This window comes from Achromobacter sp. JD417 (assembly GCF_041879325.1).
Classification (GTDB): Bacteria; Pseudomonadota; Gammaproteobacteria; order Burkholderiales; family Burkholderiaceae_B; genus Achromobacter; species Achromobacter mucicolens.
In genome coordinates this window covers 3,521,703-3,543,940 of the sequence record NZ_CP087159.1, presented here as the reverse complement: position 1 = coordinate 3,543,940, position 22,238 = coordinate 3,521,703, and the positions used below count along the sequence as shown (strand labels likewise).

Genomic DNA, 22,238 nt, shown 5'->3' with positions numbered 1-22,238 from the left:
CTGGTGGCCGCGATGTCCCCGTTTGGGACGCGGACCGCGACAACGCCGGCCCCGCGCCGGCCTATCCCGCCAGAGGAATGGAGACAGTGATGGAAAACACGATGCCCCCCGGGGTCTCGCCGGCGCTCGGCGCCAGCGAAGAGGACCGGATCTACCGCAAGGTGGGCTGGCGGCTGGTGCCGCTGCTGGTGGTCTGCTATGTGGTGGCGTACCTGGACCGCGTGAACGTGGGGTTCGCCAAGCTGCAGATGCTGCAGGAACTGCAGTTCAGCGAGACGGTGTATGGACTGGGCGCCGGTATTTTCTTCATCGGCTACTTTCTCTTCGAGATTCCCAGCAACATCATCCTGCACAAGGTGGGGGCGCGGATCTGGATCGCCCGGATCATGATCACGTGGGGCATCATCTCGGCGTGCATGATGTTCGTGACCAGCGAGCATATGTTCTACCTGCTGCGATTCCTGCTGGGCGCGGCCGAGGCCGGCTTCTTTCCGGGCATCATCCTGTACCTGACCTATTGGTACCCGGCCGCCCGGCGCGGACGCATCACCACGTTCTTCATGACCGCCGTGCCCATGTCCGGCCTCATCGGCGGCCCGATTTCCGGGTGGATCATGGCGACGTTCCACGGCGACCACGGCCTGTCGGGCTGGCAGTGGCTGTTCCTGCTGGAAGGGATTCCGTCTGTGGTGATCGGCGTGCTGGTGCTGATCTATCTGGATGACCGCATCAACAAGGCCAAGTGGCTGACGGCCAATGAAAAGGCCGTGCTGATCCGCAACATTGCGGCCGAGGAACAGCAAAAGGAAGATCCGCCGATCCGCGCCGCGCTGACCAAGCCGCGGGTGTGGGCGATGGCGCTGATCTACTTTTCGTTCGTGATGGGGCTGTATGGGGTGGGGTTCTGGATGCCGAGTCTCATCAAGAACACCGGCGTGCAGAGCCCGCTGGCGATCGGTCTGCTGACGGCGGTGCCCAACCTGTTCGCCGTGATCGGCATGATCCTGATTTCGCGCAATTCTGACCGGCAGCGCGAGCGCCGCTGGCACGTGGCGTTGCCGGCGCTGTTTGGCGCGGTGGGGCTGTTCCTGTCGGCGGTGTGGAGCGGCAATACGGCGCTGGCGATTCTGGCGCTGACGGTGGCCAACATCGGCATTTGCACGGTGCTGCCGCTGTTCTGGAGCCTGCCGACAGCGCTGCTCGGCGGAACGGCGGCCGCTGCGGGCATTGCGCTGATCAATTCGGTGGGGAACTTGGCCGGCTTTGTCAGCCCGTATCTGGTGGGCTGGTTAAAGGACATGACCGGCACCACGAATACGGGGCTGTACATGCTGGCCGGCTGCCTGGTGGTGGGCGCGCTGGTGGCGCTGGCGCAGCCGGCGATGCTGGTGAACAAGTAGCGCTGCCGAGCGGCGGTGTCTCATAGGTGTCTGACACCCTGGGGAGAGGCGCGTCGGCTTGGGCCGGCGTCTCAGAGGGTGTCAGACGCCTGCGTGCGCCGGCGTCTCAATGGGTGTCAGACACCTGCGTGCGCCGACGGTGCCTCACGTGGTGCGAGACACCGCCGCGTACTACCCGGCGTGTTCGATCACCAGTTGCACCGACACCATCCCATTCCACACGTTCTGTTCCAGGCGGTACGCCGCCTGGATATGTTCCGGCAGCGATTGGTCGTGGCCGAACCAGATGGCGTCAAAGCGTTGGTGGCCGCGTTCCAGGGACAGTTTCAGGTGCTTTTCGCCGACCAGCCGCTGGTTGCGCACGGTGAATTCGTCCAGGAACAGGGGGGCGGCAAAGCCGGCACCCCACACCTGCTGTTGCAGCATGCCGGCCACGTCGGCGTTGGCGTAGCCGGTTTCCAGCGAGCCGTCGGTTTCGATGATGGGTTCGAAGGTGTCGCGTCCGGTGAGTTCGCGCACCGCGGCGTCGAAGGCGGGGGCGAAGGCCGGGAAATCGGCTTTGCCCAGCGTTAATCCGGCTGCCATCGCGTGGCCGCCGAACTTGCGGATCAGGTTGGGATGGCGCTTGGACACCAGGTCCAGCGCGTCGCGCAGGTGGACGTCGGGGATCGACCGGCCGGAGCCGCGGATCTCGTCGTCGCCCGCGGGCGCGAAGGCCAGGGTGGGACGCCAGAATTTTTCCTTCAGGCGCGAGGCGACCAGCCCCACGACGCCCTGGTGCCAACCCGGGTCGAACACGCAGACGCTCGCGCCTGCGGCGGCGTCGGGCGCTTCCATGGCGGCCAGCGCCTGCTCGCGCATCTCGGCTTCGATCGTGCGGCGTTCGCGGTTGATGTTGTCCAATTCCCGCGCCATTTCCAGCGCCTGCGCCTCGTCGGCGGTGGTCAGGCAGGCGATGCCCAGGCTCATGTCGGCCAGGCGGCCCGCGGCGTTGATGCGCGGACCCAGCGCGAAACCCAGGTCGAAGCCGTTGGCGCTGCGCGGTTCGCGGCCGGCAACGGCGAAGAGCGCGCGCAGCCCCGGCTGCAGGCGGCCGCTGCGCATGCGCTGCAGGCCTTGCGTGACCAGCAGGCGGTTGTTGGCATCGAGCTTGACCACGTCGGCCACGGTGCCCAGCGCAACCAGGTCGGACAGCGCATCCAGGCGCGGGCCGCCGTCGGGGGCGTACACGCCGCGGCGGCGCAGTTCGGCGCGCAGCGCCAGCATCATGTAGAAGATGACGCCCACGCCGGCCAGGTTCTTGGACGGAAAGCCGCAGCCCGGCTGGTTGGGATTCACGATCGCCAGCGCCTCGGGCAGGGTGTCGCCCGGCAGGTGGTGATCGGTGATGACGACGCCGATGCCGGCGGCATTGGCGGCGGCCACGCCGTCGACGCTGGCGATGCCATTGTCCACGGTGATGATGATGTCGGGCTTGCCGGCGCGGTGGCGGCAGGCCAGCTCGACCACGGCGGGCGACAAGCCGTAGCCGGTTTCGAACCGGTTGGGCACCAGGAAGTCGACATCCGCGCCCATGGCCGACAGCGCGCGCAGGCCGACCGCGCAGGCGGTGGCGCCGTCGCAGTCGTAGTCGGCCACGATCAGCAGCTTCTTGCCTGCCTGGATGGCATCGGCCAGGACGGCGGCGGCGTGCGCCGAGTGCGTCAGACCCGCCGGCGGCAGCAGGGACGGCCAGGCGAGGCGGGTCTGGTCGGGGTGGGTCACGCCGCGCGCGGCCCACAGGCGGGCCAGCAGCGGATGGATGCCGGAGGATTCGAGGATTTGACAGGCGGCCAGGTCGGCCGGACGGATCGTTAAGCGGGGTGAGACCACCAGGCGCTCCAGTTCTTCTTGGGCGCGGGCAGCAAGCCAAGCAGGCCCCCGCGCGGTTTCAGGTCAAGGGCGGCCTGGCGGTCATCGCCCAGCAGCAGCAGTTCGATGGGCGTGGCGGGCAGGCCTTTGGCGGCCGCCAGCGGGCGCAGGTGGCGCGCGTCCAATTCAGCCAGCGCGTCGAGCCAGGCGGCCCAGTCGCCGGCGCGTTGCGGCGCGTCCAGTTCCGTCAGCACCTGGGCCGGGCTGGCGGGCGCCGCCGTCCAGGGCGTGCCGCCGCCATACAGCCACAGGGCGTTCACGGGCGGCAGGCCGCGCGCGGCCCGGTCATCGTTGACGGGGTGTTCGTGCCACGCCATCTGGATCTCATTGAGCAGGCGCCGCCACGGACGCGCTTCTGCATCCTGGCGCCACCAGTCATTCAGGCGCTTTCCCGCCACTGCTGCCGGGCTGGCCGTCTGGGGGCGCAGGTCCGCCGGCAGGCGCAGGCGCCACCGCTGGGGCGAAAGCGGCTCGACCGAGAAGCCGGTGCCGTCAAAGAGGGGGCGGGCGGTTTCCAGCAGGGCGGCCGTTTCCGATTCCGTCAGGTCCATCAAGGCGGGATCCAGCAACGAGGCCTGGTCCGCGCCCAGGGCAAGATGAACCAGTTCGCAGAGCCAGACGGGCTCTTGCGGCGAGGCACTGGACTGTTCTGCGGCCAGCAGCGGGCCGAGGCCCGCGCTTTGCAGCAGGCCGGGCTCGGCGGCGTACCCCGCCCGTGCAAGTTGCCAGGATTCGAAGGCCGTGCAGCCGTGGGCGCGCAGGTCGTAAGCCTGCGGACGGGCGGCCGCGGCCTGCAGCCAGCCGTGCAGGGTGGGCGCGCGCTCGGGCAGGAGCTTGGCCAGTTCGGCGGCGACGGGAAGGGCGGGCAACGCGCCCGGAATGACGATCAGCATGGGCGCGATTGTAGTCCGCGGCGGCATGGGGAACTTCACGCCGTCCGGAACTGCCATACGTTGTCACGGCTGGTCTAGGATCCGCACATCCGCGCGGCGATTTGCGGACGGTTAATGCAATAATGCGCACGTGCTGAAAATACCCTACGAACTCTGGATCGGCGCCCGCTATGCGGGTCTTGCCCGTATCCGCCAGCGACGCGGCCGCCGCGATCGCTTCATCTCCTTCATCGCCGCCAGCTCCATGGCGGGCATCGCGCTGGGCGTCGCCGCCCTGATCGTGGTGCTGTCCGTGATGAACGGCTTTCAGAAAGAAGTGCGCGATCGCATGCTGTCGGTGCTGCCGCACATCGAACTCTACCTTCCCGGCGCGTCGCCCGAACGGGTGCTGGAGCAGTGGCAACAGTTTGCCACCGCCGCCGAGCGCAACCCCGAGGTCAAGGCGGGCGCGCCCTTCGTCGCGGCGCAGGGCATGCTGGTCAGGGGCCAGGCGCTACGCGGCGTTCAGGTGCGCGGCATCGATCCGGCCACCGAGGGCAATGTGTCGGACCTGCCCCGGCAAATGGTGTCGGGCAAGCTGACAGACCTGAAACCCGGCGGCTTCGGTGTGGTGCTGGGCAATGAACTGGCCGACGGCATGGGCGTCAAGGTGGGCGACACGCTGCTGATGATGGCGCCCCAGGGCTCGATCAGCCCGGCCGGCTTCGCGCCGCGCATGCGCCAATTCACCGTGGTGGGCGTGTTCTCGTCCGGCCACTATGAATACGATTCCTCGCTGGCTTTCGTCGACAACGAAGACGCCGCGCGCGTTTTCCGCGAAAGCGGCACCGCCGGCGTGCGCCTGCGCATCGCCGACATGCAGAAGGCGCCCGAGGTGGCGGCCGAGCTGCGCAACGTCCTGCCGCCTTATGTCATGGCCAGCGACTGGTCGCGCAACAACCGCACCTGGTTTGCCGCGGTCCAGACCGAAAAACGGATGATGTTCCTGATCCTGGCGCTGATCGTGGCCGTGGCCGCGTTCAACCTGCTGTCCTCGCTGGTCATGGCCGTCAAGGACAAGCAATCGGACATCGCCATCCTGCGCACGCTGGGCGCGGGGCCGGGCGAAGTGGCCCGCATCTTCCTGGTGCAAGGCGCGCTGATCGGCGTGATCGGCACCTTGCTGGGCGTGGCCGGCGGCATTGCCATCGCCTACAACGTCGATGTGATCGTGCCGTTCATCGAGCGCATGCTGGGCGTGCATTTCCTGCCGCGCGAGATCTATTTCATCAGCGCGCTGCCGTCCGATCCCCAGGTGGGCGACATCGTCACTATCGGCGTGACCTCGCTGGTGCTGTCCCTGCTGGCGACCTTGTATCCGAGCTGGCGCGCCTCGCGCCTGCAACCCGCACAGGTGCTGCGCCATGATTGATTCCCCGACGCACACGCCCCAGGCCGGCGCCACCCCGGCGCTGCAGGCCGAGAATATCGTCAAGGTCTACGACGAAGGCCCCGCCCGCATCGAAGTGCTCAGCAACGTCAGCCTGTCCGTCGCGCGCGGCGAGATGGTCGCCATCGTGGGCGCCTCGGGATCCGGCAAGAGCACCTTGCTGCATATCCTTGGACTGCTCGACGTGCCCACCAGCGGTTCGATCACCGTTGATGGCCAGTTGGGCATCGGGCTGTCCGAATCGCGGAAAAGCGCGGTGCGCAACCGCAGCCTGGGCTTTGTCTACCAATTCCACCATCTGCTGGCGGAGTTTTCCGCGCTGGACAACGTGGCGATGCCGCTGATCGTGCGCCGCGAGAACCGCGACAAGGCGCGCGAGGCCGCGCGCGAAGTCCTGGGTCTGGTGGGCCTGTCGGCCCGAGAAGGCCACTTTCCGGGGCAGTTGTCGGGCGGCGAACGCCAGCGCGTGGCGCTGGCGCGTGCCCTGGTGACGCGACCGGTGTGCGTCCTGGCCGACGAGCCCACGGGCAACCTCGACCGGCACACCGCCCACAATATGTTCGAATTGCTGACCCGGGTGAACCAGGAGTCGGGCACGGCATTTGCGATCGTGACGCACGATCCCGAGCTTGCCGCCCGCGCCGACCGTCAGTTGCTGATGGAAAACGGCCGCCTGGTGTCCGGCTAGCCCGGTCCGCAGCGAAAGCCGCCGGGCGCTGGTCCGCGCGGCGGCCGCGGGCGGATAATCCGCATTCGGAGGACACGCCCATGCTCATCGACACCCATTGCCACCTGGACGCCGCTGAATTCGATGCCGACCGCACCGAGGTCGCGGATCACGCCGCCCGCGCCGACGTCCAGGCCATCGTGATCCCGGCCATCGAACGGGCCAACTTCGCCATCGTGCGTGACTTGGCCGGCAGCATCGCCGGCGGCGCCTACGCGCTGGGCATTCATCCCTTGTACGTCCAACGCGCCGACGACGCCGATCTGGACGCGTTGCGCGAGGCGATCAAGGCATCGCTTGGCGATCCGCGCTTTGTCGCCATTGGCGAAATCGGGCTGGATTTCTTCGTGCCGGAGATTGCGTCCGGCGCGCCGCGCGAGCGCCAGGAGCGCTTCTACGCCGCGCAGCTGGACATGGCCGTCGAATTTGGCCTGCCGGTGCTGCTTCACGTGCGCAAATCCCAGGACATCCTGCTGAAATACCTGCGCCGCCATCCGCGTATCGGCGGCATTGCGCACGCGTTCAATGGCAGCGCCCAGCAGGCGCAGGCCTTCATCGATCATGGATTCGCCCTGGGAATGGGCGGCGCGATGACGTTCGAGCGGGCGCTGCAGATTCGCCGGCACGCGGTGGACGTCGGGCTGGAGCATCTGGTGCTTGAGACCGACGCGCCCGACATTCCGCCCGCCTGGCTGCACGAGCCCAACCGCCGCAATCGTCCCGGCGAACTGGCACGTATTGCCGAGGTGCTGGCGGACCTGCGCGGCATCACGCCGGGGCAGGTGGCGCACGCGACGACCGCCAATGCCATGCGGGTGCTGCCCAGGCTGCCCGCAGCCATCCTGGCCGACGCGGACTGACCGCCACGTCCTCGACCCGGGCGCCGTGCCCGCCGTCTTACGATGGCGATGTCAGCAGCGGCAGGTCCATGCGCACGCTCAGGCCCTGCGGCGCCACGTTACGGGCCGATATCGTTCCCTTGTGCGCGGCGATCGCGGCTTGCGCAATCGACAGGCCCAGCCCCGCCCCGCCGCCTGGCGTGTGGGCGGCGGCGGCCGATCCCGCGCGATAGAAGGGCTCGAACAACGACGCGAGTTCCTGCGTGGCGACGCCCGGACCGCGGTCTTCGATTTCAAGGCTGGCCTCGGTGGCGCTGGTCAGCAAGCGCACGCGGATGACGCTTTCGGCGGGCGCGAAGCGCAGGGCGTTGCGCAGCACGTTCTCGATCGCGCTGGCCAGGCTGGCGCGGTCGCCGGCGATCAGGATGGGCGCCGGCGTTTCCCAATCGATTCGCAGGCGCCGGCCCTCCGCCTCGTAGCGCGCGTCGTCCACCACGCCCGATACGACTTCCGACAGATCCAGCGGTTCGGTGGGCACGGGCAGCGCGCCCACGCGGGCAAGCCGCAACGTGTTGCCCACCAGCGCGTCCAGGCGTTCGCATTCGCGTTCGATGCGGTCCAGCTGCAGATCGCGCCGTTCGTCGTTGCGCCGCGCCAGTTCCGAGGCCAGGCGCAGGCGCGCAAGCGGCGACCGCAGTTCGTGCGCGACGTTGTGCAGGAGCTGCTCGCGTGTATCGACCAGCGCCTTCAGGCGCACGGCCATCGCGTCGAAGTCACGCGCCAAGAGGCCGAGTTCGTCCTTGCGCGTGGCGAGCTTGGCCGGGGTGTGCGTGTCCAGGCGTCCCGCGGCCAGGGCATGCGTGGCCTGGCGCAGTTGCGCGAGCGGCGCGGTGATGTGGCGGGTCAGCGCCCAGCAAAAGGGCGCGGTGACCGCCAGCGCGAACAGCAGCAGCGCGAGCGCGACGGGCGACAACGCCAGCACCTCCCAGCGCGACGAGTCAAAGGGCAGGAACAGCATCAGCATTTCCGAGCCGTCCGGCAGCATCAGCGTCTGGGGTTCCCACCAGGAGACGCGCTCGCCTGCGGGATCGGCCGGCGCGTAGTCGGACTGCGTCGCCCGGTCGGGCCCCGCGCGGTACGCGACCAGCCAGTCATGCAGCCGCGTGGGCAGGCGCCTGCCCAGGATGTCCCGGTCCTCTGCATCCATGATGTAGATCTTCAGCGCCGAGTAGTTGTCGTCCATGGCGCGGACCCAGCGCGCCAGGCCTCCTTCGCCCTGTGTGCGCGCCACCTGGGCGGCGTCACGCGTGAGGTTGCCCGGGTTCAGGCCATCCAGCGAATTGAAGCGGTACCAGGCCACGCTGGCGGTCAGCACCATGCCGCAGACCAGGATGACCGCCATGGCGCCCCAGAACGTCAGGAATGCGCGCCAGAAGAGCGAGCGGGCGGGCAGCAGCGTCATCACGCGGCGCCCGCCAGCACGTAGCCCAGCCCGCGCAGATTCCGGATGGACAGCATGTCGGCGTGTTGATCCAGGCGCAGCTTCTTGCGCAGGCTGCTGATGTGCGTGTCGATGCTGCGGTCGTACCGGTCTGGGGTGCGGCCCAGCGCATACAGGCCGATCTGGTCGCGTGCGATCACCTGGCCGGGCGCGCGCATGAGGATTTCCAGGATGCGCTGTTCGGCGCCTGTCAGCATGACCTCGTCCCCGCCCAGGCGCGCGCGGCCCGTCGCCGGGTCCAGCGAGAGCGCGCCCAGGCTGAGGGACGGGCTGGCGGGGGCGGGGGCGTGCTCGAAGCGGCGCAGCACGGCCGTGATGCGGGCCTTCAGTTCGCGTGGGCTGAACGGCTTGGCCAGGTAATCGTCGGCGCCGAATTCCAGCCCCAATACGCGGTCGGTCTCGCCGCCGTGCGCCGTGAACATGATGACGGGGCGGCGTGAGCGCTGGCGGTAGTGCTTGAGCAGGTCCAGACCATTGCCGTCGGGCAGCATGAGGTCCAGCAGCACGAGGTCAAAGTCGTCCTGCGCCAGCAGGGTCTGGCCTTGCGAGCGGGTGTGCGCCAGCGTGAGCTGGCACTGATTCGGTTCCAGGTATTCACGCAGCATCTGCGCCAGCTCGACGTCGTCGTCGATGAGCAGGATGCGGCGCGCCACCGCTGAATGATTCAAGAGCATGCGTGTTGGGCGTCGTGCATCCGGCAGTTTGGCCGAAGGGTGCACGGCGCAGTGTCAAGAAGTGCAAAGAAGATAAAAGTTGCGGAAAGCGTGTTGCCGCGTGCTGCAAGCCCCAATTCTAATATGAGAATGGTTTTCATTAATAAGTGGGAGCCGGCGTAACGCCGCGCGTGGGGTGCGGTGCAAACCGGGGACGGGAGAAGTTGGAATCATGAGCAGGAAAGAAGTGGCCACGGGCCAGCGCATCGCCGCGTCGCGCACGCAACTGGCCGCCGCCTTGTGCGCCGCGGGTTTCGGCATTGCGCCGCAAGCGGTCTGGGCCCAGGCCGCGGACGCCACCACGACGATGGACACGGTGGTCGTGACCGCCAGCGGATTCGAGCAGCGCATCCAGGATGCGCCCGCCTCGATCAGCGTCATCACGCGCGAAGACCTGGACAAGAAGTTCTACCGCGACCTGAACGACGCGCTGGTGGAAGTGCCCGGCGTCATCGTCACGGGCGGCGGCGACCGCCAGGACATCAGCCTGCGCGGCATGGGACCGAAGTACACGCTGATCCTGATTGACGGCAAGCGCCAGAACTCGCGCGAAACCCGCACCAATTCGGATTCGACGGGCGTCGAAGGCGGCTGGACGCCGCCGCTGTCGGCCATCGAGCGCATTGAAGTCGTGCGCGGGCCGATGTCGTCGCTGTACGGCTCGGACGCGATGGGCGGGGTGATCAACATCATCACGCGCAAGGTACCGGACCAATGGCATGGCGAAATCCGCATGGATACGACCATCCAGGAAAGCAGCAAATCGGGCGACATCTACCAAGGCAACTTCTACCTGGCCGGCCCGATCAAGAACGACCTGCTGGGCCTGCAGATCTACGGCCAGGCCACCCAGCGCGACGAAGACGACATCTACAACGGCTTTCGCAAGCGCAATGCCGAAAGCGTGACGGCCAAACTGGCGCTCACGCCCAACCGCGATCACGACATCGTGCTGGAAGCGACCACGATGCGCCAGAAGTTCCAGGACACCCTGGGCAAGACGGTCGAGCCGCTGCCGCCCGGCACCGCGTGCCCGCGCACGGGCTGCCCGGCATCCTCGGAAACCGATTACCGCAGCAGCAAGTGGGCGCTGTCGCACACTGGCCGCTGGGGCTGGGGCGTGTCCGACAGCTACGTGCAGCAGGAAGAGTTCGACAACCGCTCGCGCCAGATGAAGATCAAGAACCTGGACCTGCAGACCAGCTGGTCGCTGCCGCTGGGTTCGCACATGCTGACGCTGGGCGGCAGTTACCTGAACCAGCGCCTGAACGATCAGACGGGCAACCAGCTTGCCGGCGGCCCGAGCAAGGTCGAACGGTATCAATGGGCATTGTTCGCCGAAGACGAATGGCGCCTGACCGAAAGCTTCGCCGTCACGACCGGCCTGCGCATGGACCAGGACGAGAACTTCGGCAGCCATTTCAGCCCGCGTCTGTACGGTGTGTGGCACATGGCCGAACGCTGGACCCTGAAGGGCGGCGTCTCCACGGGCTTTCGCGCGCCCGACCTGCGCCAGACCGTGGCCGGCTGGGGCCAGACGAGCCGTGGCGGCAACATGTACGGCAATCCGGACCTGACGCCTGAAAAGTCCGTGACCCAGGAAATCGGCCTGCTGTATGACGACGGCCAAGGCGTGAGCGCCGGCGTCACGCTGTTCAACAACGACTTCAAGGACAAGATCACCCGGGTGGCTTGCCCCTTGACGCAGTGCACGGACGGCCCCAACCAGTTCGGCTCGAATCCCACCACCTACATGAACGTGGACAAGGCCGTGTCGCGCGGCGTCGAAGCCAGCCTCAAGTTGCCGCTGGCGGCCGACTGGTCGATGACCAGCAGCTACACCTTCACGAAGTCCGAGCAGAAGTCGGGCCAATACAAGGGCGAGCCGCTGAACCAGTTGCCCAAGCACCTGTTCACCACCACGGTGAACTGGCAGCCGTCCGACGCGCTGCAGGCCTGGGCGCGCGTGAACTTCCGCGGCCGCGAAAGCCAGCCGACCACAGGCCCGTCGTCGGACGCGCTGGTGGCCCCGTCCTACACCTTCGTGGACCTGGGCGGTTCGTACGCCGTGAACAAGACCGTGTCGGTGTACGCCGGCATCTACAACCTGTTCGACAAACAGGTCGCCTACGACGACTTCGGCTATGTCGAGGACGGCCGCCGCTACTGGCTGGGCGTGGGCGTGAAGTTCTGAGTGTTATGGGGGCGCAATTGCGCCCCGCCACAGAGAGGTTTGCATGAACAATGGAAAACAGGCGGGCGCTGCCCGCCGCTGGGCAACGCGCACCGGCATGGCCTTGGCGCTGAGCGCCGCGGCAGCAGTTTGCGCCGCGCAGTCCACCACGCAGGTCAAGCACGCGCGTGGCGAGACTGCGGTGCCGTCGAACCCAACCAAGGCCATCGTGCTGGATCTGGCCGTGCTCGATACCCTGCACACGTTGGGCGTAGACCCCGTGGGCGTGCCCAGCGCCGCCAAGCTGCCGCCGCACCTGAGCCAGTTTGCGGACAAGCGTTACCTCAAGGCGGGCACGATGTTCGAGCCCAACTACGAGGTCATCCACGCCGCCGCGCCGCAGGTCATCTTCGTGGCGGGCCGCTCGGCGCCCAAGTACGACGAGCTCTCCAGGATTGCGCCCACGGTCGACCTGACGGTTGACGCCAAGGATCTGGTCGGCAGCGTCAAGCGCAACACCGAAATGCTGGCCGCGCTGTACGGCAAACAAGACGAGGCGAAGACGAAGCTGGCGGCGCTGGACGCGGCCATTGCATCGCTGAAGGGCAAGGCGGCCAACGCCGGCACGGCGCTGATCGTGCTGACCACCGGCGGCAAGATGAGCGCCTACGGCCCGGGTTCGCGGTTTGGCGTGATCCACGACGCGTTCGGCGTCAAGCCCGCCGCGGCGGATCTGAACGTGTCGAACCATGGTCAGGCGATCTCGTTCGAGTTCATCGCTCAGACCGATCCGGACTGGCTGTTCGTCATCGACCGCGACGCCGCCATCGGCCGCGAGGGCGTGTCGGCCGAGCGCATGCTGGACAACGAACTGGTGCGTCCGACCAAGGCCTGGAAGAACCAGCGCGTGGTGTACCTGAACGGCTTTAACTGGTACCTGCTGGGCAGCGCGGGTCTGACCGCGATGCAGCAGAACGTGGACCAGATCGCGGCGGCGTTGGCACAGGGAAAGTAAGCAGCATGCAAGACGGGAAGGGCGGCTGGTGAACTGGCGGCGCGCAATCGGCGGGTGGGGCGGCCTGGCCGCCGTGGTGGTGGTATTGCTGCTGTTGTGCGTGGCCAGCGTCAGCGTGGGCGCGGGCCAGATGCCGTGGACCGCGCTGTGGGACGGCGGCGAGGCGGGCGAGCGCGCGTGGCGCCTGCTGATGGTCAGCCGCATTCCGCGCACGCTTGCGCTGCTGCTGGCGGGCATGGCGCTGGCCGTGGCCGGCCTTATCATGCAGATGCTCGTGCGCAACCGCTTCGTCGAGCCCACGACGGCCGGCACCGTCGAGTCCGCCACCCTCGGCATACTGGCCATCACGCTGCTGGCGCCCAATACCCCTGTCATCGGCAAGATGCTGACGGCCACGGGCTTCGCGCTGGCGGGCACCTTGCTGTTCTTGGCCCTCTTGCGACGCGTGCCGCTGCGCACGCCATTCATCGTGCCGCTGATCGGGCTGATCCTGGGCGGCGTGATCCAGGCGGTCACAACCTTCGTGGCGTACCGCTTCGATCTGCTGCAATCCCTGCATGCGTGGACGACCGGCGACTTCTCTGGCGTGCTGCGCGGCCGCTACGAACTGTTGTGGATCGGCTTTGCGCTGGCCTGCGCGGCCTATGCCGCCGCCGACCGCTACACGGTTGCCGGTATGGGCCGCGAGTTCGCGTCCAACCTGGGACTGAATCATGCAAGGCTGACGCTGGTGGGCCTGTTGATCGTTTCCGCCATTTCAGCGGTGGTGGTCGTGACGGCCGGCAGCATCCCATTCCTGGGCCTCATCGTGCCCAATGCCGTCAGTCTGGTGCTGGGCGACAACATGCGCCGCGCCATTCCTTGGGTGGCGCTGCTGGGCGGCGTGTTCGTGCTGGCCTGCGACATCATTGGCCGCCTGGTCATCCATCCCTACGAAATCCCGATCGGGACGGTGGTGGGCGTGCTGGGCAGCATTCTGTTCTTGTGGCTGCTGCGCACGCGGAGGAATCGCGTTGGCTGATATCTCGATACCGCCCTTTGCCGCGCGCGCGCCGCAGACGTGGCGCCTTGCGGCGCTGGGCGCTTTTGCGCTGCTGTGCATTGTGGCCTTCATGACGCTGGGCGCCAATGGCCAGTGGTCATTCGTCATTCCGTTTCGCGGCGGCAAGCTGCTGGCGATGTTGCTGGTGGCCTATGCGGTGGCCGTGTCTTCGGTGCTGTTCCAGACGATCACCCACAACCGCATCCTGACGCCCGCCATCATGGGCTTCGATGCGATGTACCTGCTGATCCAGGCGGTTGTGGTGTTCGGCTTCGGGCAGGCGGCGGCCACCGCCAGTCATCCGGTCGCGGCCTTTCTCCTGGAAGTGTGCGCGATGACGGCGTTCGCGTGCCTGCTGTTCCGCTGGCTGTTCTCCGATGCCGTGCGCAGCCTGCATCTGATGATGCTGGTTGGCATCGTCTTCGGACTGCTGTTTCGCAGCCTGTCCAGTTTCGTCATCCGGCTGATCGATCCGAATGAATTCCTGGTGCTGCAGGACCGCATGTTCGCCAGCTTCAATTCGGTGCGCATCGAATTGCTGCCGATCGCGCTGGCGGCCGTCTGCGCGGCTTCGCTCCTTATCTGGCGCATGCGCCGGCGCTACGACGTGCTGGCGCTGGGGCGCGATATTGCGTTGAACCTGGGCGTGGACTATCGCCGCACGCTCATGCTGACTTTGGCGGCCATTGCGGTGCTGGTGTCCGTGTCGACGGCGCTGGTCGGGCCCGTCACGTTCTTCGGCCTGCTGGTCAGCAACCTTGCGTATCACGCCATGGGGTCGGACCGGCACCGCCACACCGTGCCGGCCGCGATGCTGCTGAGCGTCATATTCCTGGTCGGCGGTCAGACGCTGCTGGAGCGCGTGCTGGGGCTGAACACCACCGTCAGCGTGGTGATTGAATTCGTGGGCGGCGTGATGTTCCTCGTCCTGATCCTGCGCAGGGGGCGCCGATGATAGAAATCCAGAAGGTCAGCAAGCAATACGGCGACACCGTCGTCATCGACGATGTCAGCCTGGATCTGCCGGCAGGCGGCGTCACCGCCATCATCGGGCCGAACGGCGCGGGCAAGTCCACCTTGCTGTCCATGGTAAGCCGGCTGTTGCCGATGAGCGCGGGGCGGGTGCTGGTCGAAGGCCTGGACGTGACGCGCGCCGACAGCCGCGAGCTGGCCCGGCGCCTGGCCATCCTGCGTCAGGACAACCATCTGCCGCTGCGGTTGACGGTCAGGGATCTGGTGGCGTTTGGCCGGTACCCGCACACGGGCGGGCGGCTGACGATGGATGACAAGGTCCATATCGACCAGGCCATCGCGTATCTGAATCTGGAGCCGCTGGCCGGCCGCTACCTGGACGAGATGTCCGGCGGCCAGCGCCAGCGCGCGTTCGTGGCCATGGTGCTGTGCCAGGACACGCGCTACGTGTTGCTGGACGAGCCGCTGAACAGCCTGGACATGAAGCACGCCGTCGCCATGATGGGCACGCTGCGCCGGGCAGCCGATGAACTGGGCAAGACGGTTGTGCTGGTGCTGCACGACATCAATTTCGCATCCAGCTACGCGGACCGCATCGTGGCGATGCGTCAGGGGCGGATCGCCCGGCACGGCACGCCGGCCGAGCTGATCCGGCCTGACGTGCTGAGCGATCTGTACGAGCTGCCGATTGACGTGCACGAAATCGGCGGCAAGCGCATCTGCGTGTATTACCAGTAAGGCGGCGGGCCGCTTACTGGGTCAGATCAAGCGCATAACGCGACAGCTGCGTCACCGGGTCCGGCGTCGCGTCGTACACCGAGACGTTGGTCACGCCGTGCGCCGTGGCCATCGCCAACGTGCCCGGCACCGACGAAAACACCACCGGTCCGGCAAGCCCGCTCACCTGCGTGAAGCGCCAGCTGCGATCCAGGCCGAAGGTGGCCAGGTCGAGCGTCGGGTTCTTCTTGATGTAGGCGATCAGCACGTCGCGGCTGGCATCCGGCGCTTGCAGCACGATGTCGCCCTTGCCGCCGGCCAAACCGGGGAAATCGCCGCCACCGCTGGCGCGGTAATTGTTGGTCACCACCAGGAACTGCGCGGTCAGGTCCAGCGGCGCGCCGTTGTACGTCAGCGCCGTGATGCGCGAGCCCTTCGGCTGCGTCACGTCGATTTCATACCGCAGCGCGTTGCCCGCCGCATACAGCACGTCGAAGTTGAACGTGGGAAAGCCGGTGTCGATCAGGTCCTGCGGCGCGACCTGTGCGGGGTCGATCTGCTTGAACTGCTCGGCCGTCTTCTCCAGCCACTGGCGCACGATGTCGCCGCTGACTCGCACCACTTGCAGCGTGTTCGGGTACAGGTACAGGTCGGCCGCGTTGTTGATGGCGACGTTGCCTTGCTTCACATACGTGAAGTCGCCGGGACCGTTGCGGCCGCCCTTGAACGGCGCTGCAGCCGACAGGATCGGCAGGCCCGCGTACGACGGACTGTTCTTGGCGATGTAGTCGGACAGGTAGTCGATCTGCGCCATGTTCACGATCTGCAGCGCGGACACGTCGCCTGCCAGCGCGTAGTACGTGGCCATGTCGAACTGGCTTTGGCCGATCGGCGTCTTTACGTAGCCGATGGTCGCGTCGTGCTCGGCCTGCACCAGCTGCTGCGCGGCCGAGTCCGGCGCGACGTAGGTCGCGGGCGTGGATCCGCTTTGCGCGGTCAGCCTTGTCGAGATGCGTTGCACCTGCGTGGCGTCCTTCTGCACCTTCCAGCCCTGGTCATACGCCAGCTTGAGCGTGATCTGGCCCAGGTTGTTGCCCCATTGGCCGGCCTGCACGGTGGGCACGCCGTTGATCAAGCCCTTTTCCAGTTCGACGCCCGGCTGCCCGGCAAACTGCGACTTGGCGTTCGTGTCGGGAAAGAGCAGATGCTGGTGGCCCGTGATGAGCGCATCGATGCCCGCAACCTGACTGAGATAGCCCGCGCCGTTTTCCATGTCGGGGCTGTAGGCCGTGGCCAGGTCGATGCCGCCATGCGCCAGCGCCACCACCAGGTCCGCGCCCGCGGCCTTCATCTCCGGCACGTAGCGCGCCGCGGTCTCCTTCCAGCCCGTGACTTCCACGTGGCCTTCCAGATTGGCCTTGTCCCATTGCATGATGGGCGGCGGCGCAAAGCCGATCACGCCCACCTTGAGCGGCACGTCGATAGACTTGCCGGTGGTGTCGGTCGCCTTGAATGTCTTTTCCAGCAGCACGTACGGCTTGAAGATCGGCTGCTTGGAGGCGGCCGAGACAACGTTGGCCGACACGAACGGGAATGCCGGGGCGGCGCAATCCTTGGCGCCCGCCGGGTTCGTCTGCGCCGTGCCCTTGCCGATGCCGGCCAGCCCGAAGTCCACATTGGTGATCTGCGACAGATAGGGCAGACCATAGTTGAACTCGTGGTTGCCCATCGTGGCCGCGTCGTACGACAGCAGCTTCATCTGCTTGTAGATCGCGATCATGTCTGAACACTGCACCGGCGACACCAGCGCCTGATAGTCCGACAGCGCCGTGCCCTGCACGGTGTCGCCGTTGTCGAACAGCAGCGTGTTCGGGTGCTGCTTGCGCGCATTGGCGATCAGCGTGGCCGTGCGGTCCATGCCGTAGCTCTTGTCTTCGGCAAGCTTGTAATAGTCATACCCGAGCACGTTCGCATGCAGGTCCGTGGTGCCCAGAATCGCGACGTCCAGCGTGGCGCCTTGCGGCACGCTGGCCTGCGGCGGCGTCTCGGGGGCGGTGGTGTCGTCATCGTCGTCGCCGCCGCAGGCGGACAGACCGGCTACCAGCGCAAAGCTGGCGGTGACTGCATAGATCTTGCGTAGGTGTGGCTTCACCGTCTTTCCTCCGTGTTGAAGGAAAGAATTTTGGGGACGGTGTGTGACCTACCCGTGACATGCACGGGGCCAAATCAACGCAGGGGAGATTCGCGCGTCAGGCAATCCGCTTCCAGCGCGGCCAGCGCATCCAGGAACCGCCATGCGAACGATCCTGGTCCGTCGGCATGCAAAGCGGCGCGCTGGCCCGCAATGCCAAAGCACGACAGCGCGGCCACGGCCGCGGCAAACGCATCGTTGCGCGATACCGCGGCAAACGCCCCGACCACCGCGCTAAGCGCGCACCCGGTGGCGGTCACGCGCGGCATCAGCGGCGAGCCGCCCGTGATGTGTACGGCGCGTGCGCCGTCCGTCACGTAATCCGTTTCGCCCGTCACCGCCACCACCGTCTGGCGCTGCGTGGCGATGTCCCGGGCAGACTGCTCGGCATGCGCCACGGCGTCGCGCGCGTCCACGCCTTTGCCCGAGCTGAGGCCGCCGGCCAGCGCAATGATCTCGGATGCGTTGCCGCGGATGATGGCGGGCTTGAGGTCCAGCAGCCGCTGGATGGCGTCACGGCGAAAGGCGGTGGCGTGGTGTGCGACCGGATCAAGCACCCAGGGCGTACCCGCGTGCGCGGCGGCCTTGGCGGTCAGCAGCATGCTTTGCAGCCACGGCGAGGAAAGCGTGCCGATATTGATGACGACCGCGCCGGCGAATCCGGCGAACTCGGGGGCCTCTTCTTCGGCATGAACCATGGCGGGCGACGCCCCGATCGCCAGCACGGCGTTGGCCGCGTAATTCATGGAAACGAAGTTGGTCAGGCACTGCACCAGCGGCGCGTCGCGGCGGACGGCGGAAAGCAGGTCCTGGGCGTGTTGGGCGAGGGGAGTCAGATGGGAATGCGGCATGCCGGGCGGATGTTGCGCGGGGACGCGCTCCCCGGGTGAATGGCGTATGTTCCCGGGGGAACCCGGGAGGTGTCAAGCTCGCGTTGCGGAACAGCACGCCGGCCATACCCAATTTGAGGTATGGACGGGTTTCCCGGCAGGCTCACAATCATTGACCGGCCCCGGATCGTCGTGAGAATCGGGCACGCGACGTTATCGCCCGGGTGGCACGAACCTTTAAGCAAGCAGAGGAACCGCCATGCTGAGTTCCGAACAACTTCAACGCGTGTTTCCCAACTGCAGAGCCCCCGCCGAGTGGGCGCAAGCGTTGGCGCCCGCGTTTCAGAAGTACGAAATTGAAACCCCTGACCGCATGGCGAGTTTTCTGGCGCAGACGGGCTATGAATCCAGCCAATACAACCGGATCGAGGAAAACCTTAATTACTCAACCGCCGCGCGGTTGACCAAGGTGTGGCCCAAACGTTTTCCGGATGAAGCGTCCGCGATGCCCTACGTGAATAATCCGCAGGGACTCGCGAATCTGGTTTATGCAAACCGGATGGGCAATGGCGATGAGTTAAGCAACGATGGTTACCGATATCGCGGACGAGGCATCATCCAGCTGACGGGACGCAGCAATTACGATTCGGCAGGCGATGCGATGGGCGTGGACCTGGTCACCATGCCCGAGTTGCTGGCCGACCCGAAATGGGCGGCGCTGAGCGCGGGTTGGTATTGGCAGTCGCGTGGGTTGAATGAGTTGGCCGACGACCGTACCCATGACGACGATCTGGAAGACTTTGCCCGGATTACGCGGCGCATCAACGGAGGACTGGCAGGGCTGAAGGAGCGCTTTGCCTTGTTCAAGCGCGTCTATGCCGAACTGATGCGATAGCCCGGCAAGGACGCGCCGCCTGCCCGGCGCATGTTGCATCGGGCAGGCGGCGTTTCACGTGCTGCATGGTTCGCAGCGCGACGCTTACGTCGTGGCGCGGTAGCGGTTACGCAGGTCGCGGATCTGGTCGTGGTTGTGCAGCACGCCCTGGTATTGGCGTTCGACGATGGCACGCACATTTTCCGGCAGCGTTTCCTTCAGCGCCTTGTCGTAGTCCGCCTTGGCCACGTCCTCGCCTTTCTCGCATTCCTCGAGGAGCGTCAGGTCGGTGCGGCTGGAAACCGCTGCCTTGATGTTGGTCCAGCCACGGTGCATGGCGCCAGCCACCGTGCCGCTGTCTTCGGGCTCGCCGCCCATTTGCGCCACGAGCGCTTGCAATTCCGCGGCGCCGGCGGCGCAATCGCGGGAGCGGTTGCGAAAGAGTTCCTGCAACTCGGGAGCCTTCGCGTCCTCGGCCGCCGAAGCGAAGCCCTTCTCGCCGTTCTTCGACGTTTCGATGAGGTTGTTCAGCACCTTGATCACATGATCGGCCATATCGGTCTCCTTGGTTTGGAAGGATCAGGCAGCGGGGCGCTGCCTGTGGAACCCGATATTCAGCAAGCGGCGTGCCCGGCCCGCATCGCGGCCGGGCAATCGAGGTCGCCGAGGTTGCGCTAGACGCGCGGGCACGTGGAACCGGCTTTCAGCGCATCCAGTTCCGGATCGGTCATCTCCAGCGCCAGCGACGCCATCGCGCAGGTAACGGCCAAGGCGTTGCGCAGTTCGTCTTCCCGGATGATGTCCGGCAAATCGCCGCGAGACAGGATGTGGCGCACGCGGGATTCGGGCTTCTCGAAGCCCGCAACCAGACGCAGGGCGGGAATGCCTTGCTTGGCAAAATTGGCGTGGTCGGAGTTCGGCATGAAAGGCAGCCAGTGCGACACGGGCACCCCGGCGCGCGCGGCGGTGTCCTGGACCACGTCCGCCAGCGCCGGATAGTCGCTGATCAGCGCGCAGAGCGTGTCGTCGCCCGCAACGGTGTCCAGGTTGATGTCGAACTTCAGCCGTTGACGCTCGGCCGCAGGCATGTCGGCCAGGTAGCGGGCAGACCCGGCCAGCGCCCATTCTTCAGCGGTGAAGAAGCAAATGCGCAGGCCGGGCGTGCCGGGCCCCAGACGTTCTGCCAGCAGCCGCGCGGCAGCCAGCGCGACGGCAACGCCCGTGGCATTGTCCAGTGCGCTCTGGCCGAGGTCGTGGCCGTCCATGTGGGCGCTGATCACGATCCGGCTGTCCCGGCCGCCGGGCAGATCCAGAACGCCCGCGCAGGCCATCGAATCGCGCAACTCTTCGCCCTGGATCTGCAAGCGGACACGGGCGCCGGGCCGGGCGGTCAATGCGGATGCGGCTTCGTGGCCAATATAGGCCGCGGGAATGCCCGCGCCGTCGCGGGGGCGGCCGGAGGAGCCGGACAAGGGGCCCGCGCCGGGCAGCGTGTTGGCAATGAGGAAAGCGGCGGCGGCCTGAGCGAGCGCCATGTCGTATTTGCGGCGGCGGTGCACGTGCGTTTGCGAGAACGGATATTCATGGCGCACCAGCACGATCCGGCCGCGCACGGCATCGCCGGCACGCTCGAAGTCCTCTGGGCGGCCCGCGCCGACATCCAGGATTTCGCCTTCCAGGCCTTGCGCGGGGGTGGAGGCCGAGCGCAGCAGTGGCACGCACTCCAGATCCTCGGGCGCGTCGCCCAGCAGCGTCAGGCGGCTGGACAGGCAGCGCCAGCCATCGTAGGGCACCGGCACGCGCCGCACGTCGGGTCCGATTTCCCGGAGCCGGTCCAGTGCCCAGTCCATGGCCGCATCGTCCTGCCCGGTGCCGGACAGGCGTCCGCCAAAACTGCAAAGGGTTTGAAAATCGTGCATCAAGGCCGCGTCGTCGGCGGCCTGCTGTTGCCAGCTTGTCGTCATCAATGTCTCCGGCGCCGCGCGCATGCCGCGCGGCGCTGCGTGCGTGTTATTCGAAGGTGATATTGGCGCGCTGGACCAGATCGGCCCAGCGGGCGAAGTCCTGCGTCAGCAACGCCTTGAGGGCTGCGGCGCTGGTGTCGGGCGGCAGGTTCATGCCCACGCTGGCGAGCCGCTGCTTGACGGGCTCGGACTGCATGACCTTGGCCATCGCTTCCGACAGTTTTTTCTGGACGGGCTCAGGCGTGCCGGCCGGCGCGACCAGTCCCCACCAGCTCTGCACGGTCAGGCCCGGGTAGCCCAGTTCCTGGAAAGTCGGCACGTCCGGCGTGCCGGCCTGACGGGCGGGCGAGGACACGCCAATCGGCTTGATCTTGCCGCTCTGGAACAGGGCAACGGCCGAGGCCATCGTCGTAAAGCTGGCGTCGATCTGGCGGCCGGCCAGGTCATTGACCGATGCCGACGCGCCCTTATAGGGGATATGCGCGAGCTTGGTGCCGGTGTTCTGCATGAACAATTCGGCCATCAGATGGGTCAGCGAGCCGTTGCCGCCCGAACCGATGGAGACGGTGTCCGGCTTGGCCGAAGCGATCTTGACCAGCGACGGCACGTCCTGCGCCTCGAACCCGGGATTCACGAACAGGTACATGGGCGACAAGCCCAGCAGCGTGATCGGCGCGAAATCCTTTTTCGCGTCGTATTTCACCCGGTCCTTGTACAGCGCCGGCACGATGGTGAACGGCACGTCAGCCAGCAACAGCGTGTAGCCATCGGGCGCTTCGGTGGCGACGTAGGCGGTGCCCAGCATCGATCCGGCGCCCGCGCGGTTTTCCACCACGACGGATTGCCCAAGTTCGGCGCTCAATTGATCGCTGATCGCCCGGGCCACCACGTCCGAGCTGCCGCCCGCCGAATACGGCACGACGATCTTGACGGGTTTATCGGGATAGGCGGCCGAGGCGGATTGCACGCTTGCCAAGCACGCGGGAACGGCCATGGCGGCCAGCAGTTTTTTCCACTTGAACATGATTTTATGGTGATCCATGAATT

The 22,238-nt window shown here is 66.7% G+C and carries 19 protein-coding genes; 10 read left to right on the top strand and 9 right to left on the bottom strand.

Annotated features, from left to right (window positions below; genetic code table 11):
- The first annotated feature begins 89 nt into the window (after positions 1-89).
- Entirely contained in the window at positions 90-1,400 is a 1,311-nt protein-coding gene (locus LN047_RS16290; RefSeq protein ID WP_373979593.1) for an MFS transporter, read from the top strand.
- A 171-nt stretch (positions 1,401-1,571) separates the two neighbouring features.
- On the opposite strand, the gene recJ is transcribed toward LN047_RS16290, so the two are convergent.
- A complete protein-coding gene (recJ, locus tag LN047_RS16285) occupies positions 1,572-3,272 on the bottom strand; it encodes a single-stranded-DNA-specific exonuclease RecJ (protein WP_373979591.1) in 1,701 nt (566 codons plus the stop codon).
- Positions 3,254-4,204, bottom strand: coding sequence for a hypothetical protein (locus LN047_RS16280; RefSeq protein ID WP_373982141.1), 951 nt, complete (start codon positions 4,202-4,204; stop codon positions 3,254-3,256). Before LN047_RS16280 ends, recJ begins: the two co-directional genes overlap by 19 nt.
- Positions 4,205-4,334: 130 nt before the next feature.
- On the opposite strand from LN047_RS16280, the gene LN047_RS16275 reads away from it, so the two are divergent.
- From LN047_RS16275 to LN047_RS16265, 3 genes are all read left to right on the top strand, one after another.
- A complete protein-coding gene (locus LN047_RS16275) occupies positions 4,335-5,615 on the top strand; it encodes a lipoprotein-releasing ABC transporter permease subunit (RefSeq protein ID WP_056318935.1) in 1,281 nt (426 codons plus the stop codon).
- A complete protein-coding gene (locus LN047_RS16270) occupies positions 5,608-6,321 on the top strand; it encodes an ABC transporter ATP-binding protein (protein WP_056318936.1) in 714 nt (237 codons plus the stop codon). Before LN047_RS16275 ends, LN047_RS16270 begins: the two co-directional genes overlap by 8 nt.
- Before the next feature lie 80 nt (positions 6,322-6,401).
- Complete coding sequence (locus LN047_RS16265; protein ID WP_373979590.1) at positions 6,402-7,220, top strand: TatD family hydrolase; 819 nt, start codon at positions 6,402-6,404, stop codon at positions 7,218-7,220.
- A gap of 37 nt (positions 7,221-7,257) precedes the next feature.
- On the opposite strand, the gene LN047_RS16260 is transcribed toward LN047_RS16265, so the two are convergent.
- Both LN047_RS16260 and LN047_RS16255 read right to left on the bottom strand, forming a co-directional pair.
- The gene (locus LN047_RS16260) at positions 7,258-8,661 is read right to left on the bottom strand and encodes an ATP-binding protein (RefSeq protein ID WP_373979589.1); all 1,404 of its coding nucleotides are present in this window, start codon (positions 8,659-8,661) and stop codon (positions 7,258-7,260) included.
- Complete coding sequence (locus LN047_RS16255) at positions 8,661-9,374, bottom strand: response regulator (protein WP_373979588.1); 714 nt, start codon at positions 9,372-9,374, stop codon at positions 8,661-8,663. Before LN047_RS16255 ends, LN047_RS16260 begins: the two co-directional genes overlap by 1 nt.
- A gap of 211 nt (positions 9,375-9,585) precedes the next feature.
- Between LN047_RS16255 and LN047_RS16250 the strand changes: the two genes are divergently transcribed.
- From LN047_RS16250 to LN047_RS16230, 5 genes are all read left to right on the top strand, one after another.
- Positions 9,586-11,607, top strand: coding sequence for a ligand-gated channel protein (locus tag LN047_RS16250; protein ID WP_373979587.1), 2,022 nt, complete (start codon positions 9,586-9,588; stop codon positions 11,605-11,607).
- Between the two features lie 43 nt (positions 11,608-11,650).
- Complete coding sequence (locus LN047_RS16245; RefSeq protein ID WP_373979586.1) at positions 11,651-12,601, top strand: siderophore ABC transporter substrate-binding protein; 951 nt, start codon at positions 11,651-11,653, stop codon at positions 12,599-12,601.
- Positions 12,602-12,629: 28 nt separating this feature from the next.
- On the top strand, positions 12,630-13,622 hold the full coding sequence (locus LN047_RS16240; protein WP_280019660.1) for an ABC transporter permease: 993 nt from the start codon (positions 12,630-12,632) through the stop codon (positions 13,620-13,622).
- Positions 13,623-13,713: 91 nt separating this feature from the next.
- Entirely contained in the window at positions 13,714-14,598 is an 885-nt protein-coding gene (locus LN047_RS16235) for an iron chelate uptake ABC transporter family permease subunit (protein WP_373982140.1), read from the top strand.
- The gene (locus tag LN047_RS16230) at positions 14,595-15,353 is read left to right on the top strand and encodes an ABC transporter ATP-binding protein (protein ID WP_373979585.1); all 759 of its coding nucleotides are present in this window, start codon (positions 14,595-14,597) and stop codon (positions 15,351-15,353) included. The genes LN047_RS16235 and LN047_RS16230 overlap by 4 nt, the downstream gene beginning before the upstream one ends.
- A gap of 13 nt (positions 15,354-15,366) precedes the next feature.
- Here LN047_RS16230 and LN047_RS16225 read toward each other — a convergent pair whose 3' ends face one another.
- Positions 15,367-17,484: a 5'-nucleotidase C-terminal domain-containing protein gene (locus LN047_RS16225; protein ID WP_373979584.1), complete on the bottom strand. Its 2,118-nt coding sequence runs from the start codon at positions 17,482-17,484 to the stop codon at positions 15,367-15,369.
- Between the two features lie 74 nt (positions 17,485-17,558).
- Positions 17,559-18,374 carry a hydroxyethylthiazole kinase gene (gene thiM, locus LN047_RS16220; RefSeq protein WP_338615593.1) on the bottom strand — a complete coding sequence of 272 codons (816 nt, stop codon included), beginning with the start codon at positions 18,372-18,374 and terminating at the stop codon, positions 17,559-17,561.
- Between the two features lie 238 nt (positions 18,375-18,612).
- Here thiM and LN047_RS16215 point away from each other — a divergent pair, with 238 nt between their 5' ends.
- The gene (locus tag LN047_RS16215; protein ID WP_373979582.1) at positions 18,613-19,248 is read left to right on the top strand and encodes a glycoside hydrolase family 19 protein; all 636 of its coding nucleotides are present in this window, start codon (positions 18,613-18,615) and stop codon (positions 19,246-19,248) included.
- 84 nt (positions 19,249-19,332) lie between these two features.
- Here the strand turns inward: LN047_RS16215 and LN047_RS16210 are convergent, their stop codons facing one another.
- The 3 genes from LN047_RS16210 to LN047_RS16200 all read right to left on the bottom strand — a co-directional run bounded on the left by LN047_RS16210 (position 19,333) and on the right by LN047_RS16200 (position 22,233).
- Positions 19,333-19,782 carry a PA2169 family four-helix-bundle protein gene (locus LN047_RS16210; RefSeq protein WP_142054773.1) on the bottom strand — a complete coding sequence of 150 codons (450 nt, stop codon included), beginning with the start codon at positions 19,780-19,782 and terminating at the stop codon, positions 19,333-19,335.
- Positions 19,783-19,901: 119 nt separating this feature from the next.
- Positions 19,902-21,191 (bottom strand): M28 family peptidase, encoded by a 1,290-nt coding sequence (locus LN047_RS16205; RefSeq protein WP_373979581.1) that lies wholly within the window; start codon positions 21,189-21,191, stop codon positions 19,902-19,904.
- A 46-nt stretch (positions 21,192-21,237) separates the two neighbouring features.
- On the bottom strand, positions 21,238-22,233 hold the full coding sequence (locus LN047_RS16200) for a Bug family tripartite tricarboxylate transporter substrate binding protein (RefSeq protein ID WP_373979580.1): 996 nt from the start codon (positions 22,231-22,233) through the stop codon (positions 21,238-21,240).
- Positions 22,234-22,238 lie beyond the last annotated feature (5 nt).

What these genes read in the sequence shown, in the direction of transcription:
- LN047_RS16290 (WP_373979593.1), top strand. Translation starts at nt 90, where the DNA reads ATGGAAAACACGATGCCCCCCGGGGTCTCGCCGGCGCTCGGCGCCAGC.
- LN047_RS16280 (WP_373982141.1), bottom strand. Translation starts at nt 4,204, where the DNA reads ATGCTGATCGTCATTCCGGGCGCGTTGCCCGCCCTTCCCGTCGCCGCC.
- LN047_RS16270 (WP_056318936.1), top strand. Translation starts at nt 5,608, where the DNA reads ATGATTGATTCCCCGACGCACACGCCCCAGGCCGGCGCCACCCCGGCG.
- LN047_RS16265 (WP_373979590.1), top strand. Translation starts at nt 6,402, where the DNA reads ATGCTCATCGACACCCATTGCCACCTGGACGCCGCTGAATTCGATGCC.
- LN047_RS16260 (WP_373979589.1), bottom strand. Translation starts at nt 8,661, where the DNA reads ATGACGCTGCTGCCCGCCCGCTCGCTCTTCTGGCGCGCATTCCTGACG.
- LN047_RS16255 (WP_373979588.1), bottom strand. Translation starts at nt 9,374, where the DNA reads ATGCTCTTGAATCATTCAGCGGTGGCGCGCCGCATCCTGCTCATCGAC.
- LN047_RS16250 (WP_373979587.1), top strand. Translation starts at nt 9,586, where the DNA reads ATGAGCAGGAAAGAAGTGGCCACGGGCCAGCGCATCGCCGCGTCGCGC.
- LN047_RS16245 (WP_373979586.1), top strand. Translation starts at nt 11,651, where the DNA reads ATGAACAATGGAAAACAGGCGGGCGCTGCCCGCCGCTGGGCAACGCGC.
- LN047_RS16235 (WP_373982140.1), top strand. Translation starts at nt 13,714, where the DNA reads ATGACGCTGGGCGCCAATGGCCAGTGGTCATTCGTCATTCCGTTTCGC.
- LN047_RS16230 (WP_373979585.1), top strand. Translation starts at nt 14,595, where the DNA reads ATGATAGAAATCCAGAAGGTCAGCAAGCAATACGGCGACACCGTCGTC.
- thiM (WP_338615593.1), bottom strand. Translation starts at nt 18,374, where the DNA reads ATGCCGCATTCCCATCTGACTCCCCTCGCCCAACACGCCCAGGACCTG.
- LN047_RS16215 (WP_373979582.1), top strand. Translation starts at nt 18,613, where the DNA reads ATGCTGAGTTCCGAACAACTTCAACGCGTGTTTCCCAACTGCAGAGCC.
- LN047_RS16210 (WP_142054773.1), bottom strand. Translation starts at nt 19,782, where the DNA reads ATGGCCGATCATGTGATCAAGGTGCTGAACAACCTCATCGAAACGTCG.
- LN047_RS16205 (WP_373979581.1), bottom strand. Translation starts at nt 21,191, where the DNA reads ATGACGACAAGCTGGCAACAGCAGGCCGCCGACGACGCGGCCTTGATG.
- LN047_RS16200 (WP_373979580.1), bottom strand. Translation starts at nt 22,233, where the DNA reads ATGGATCACCATAAAATCATGTTCAAGTGGAAAAAACTGCTGGCCGCC.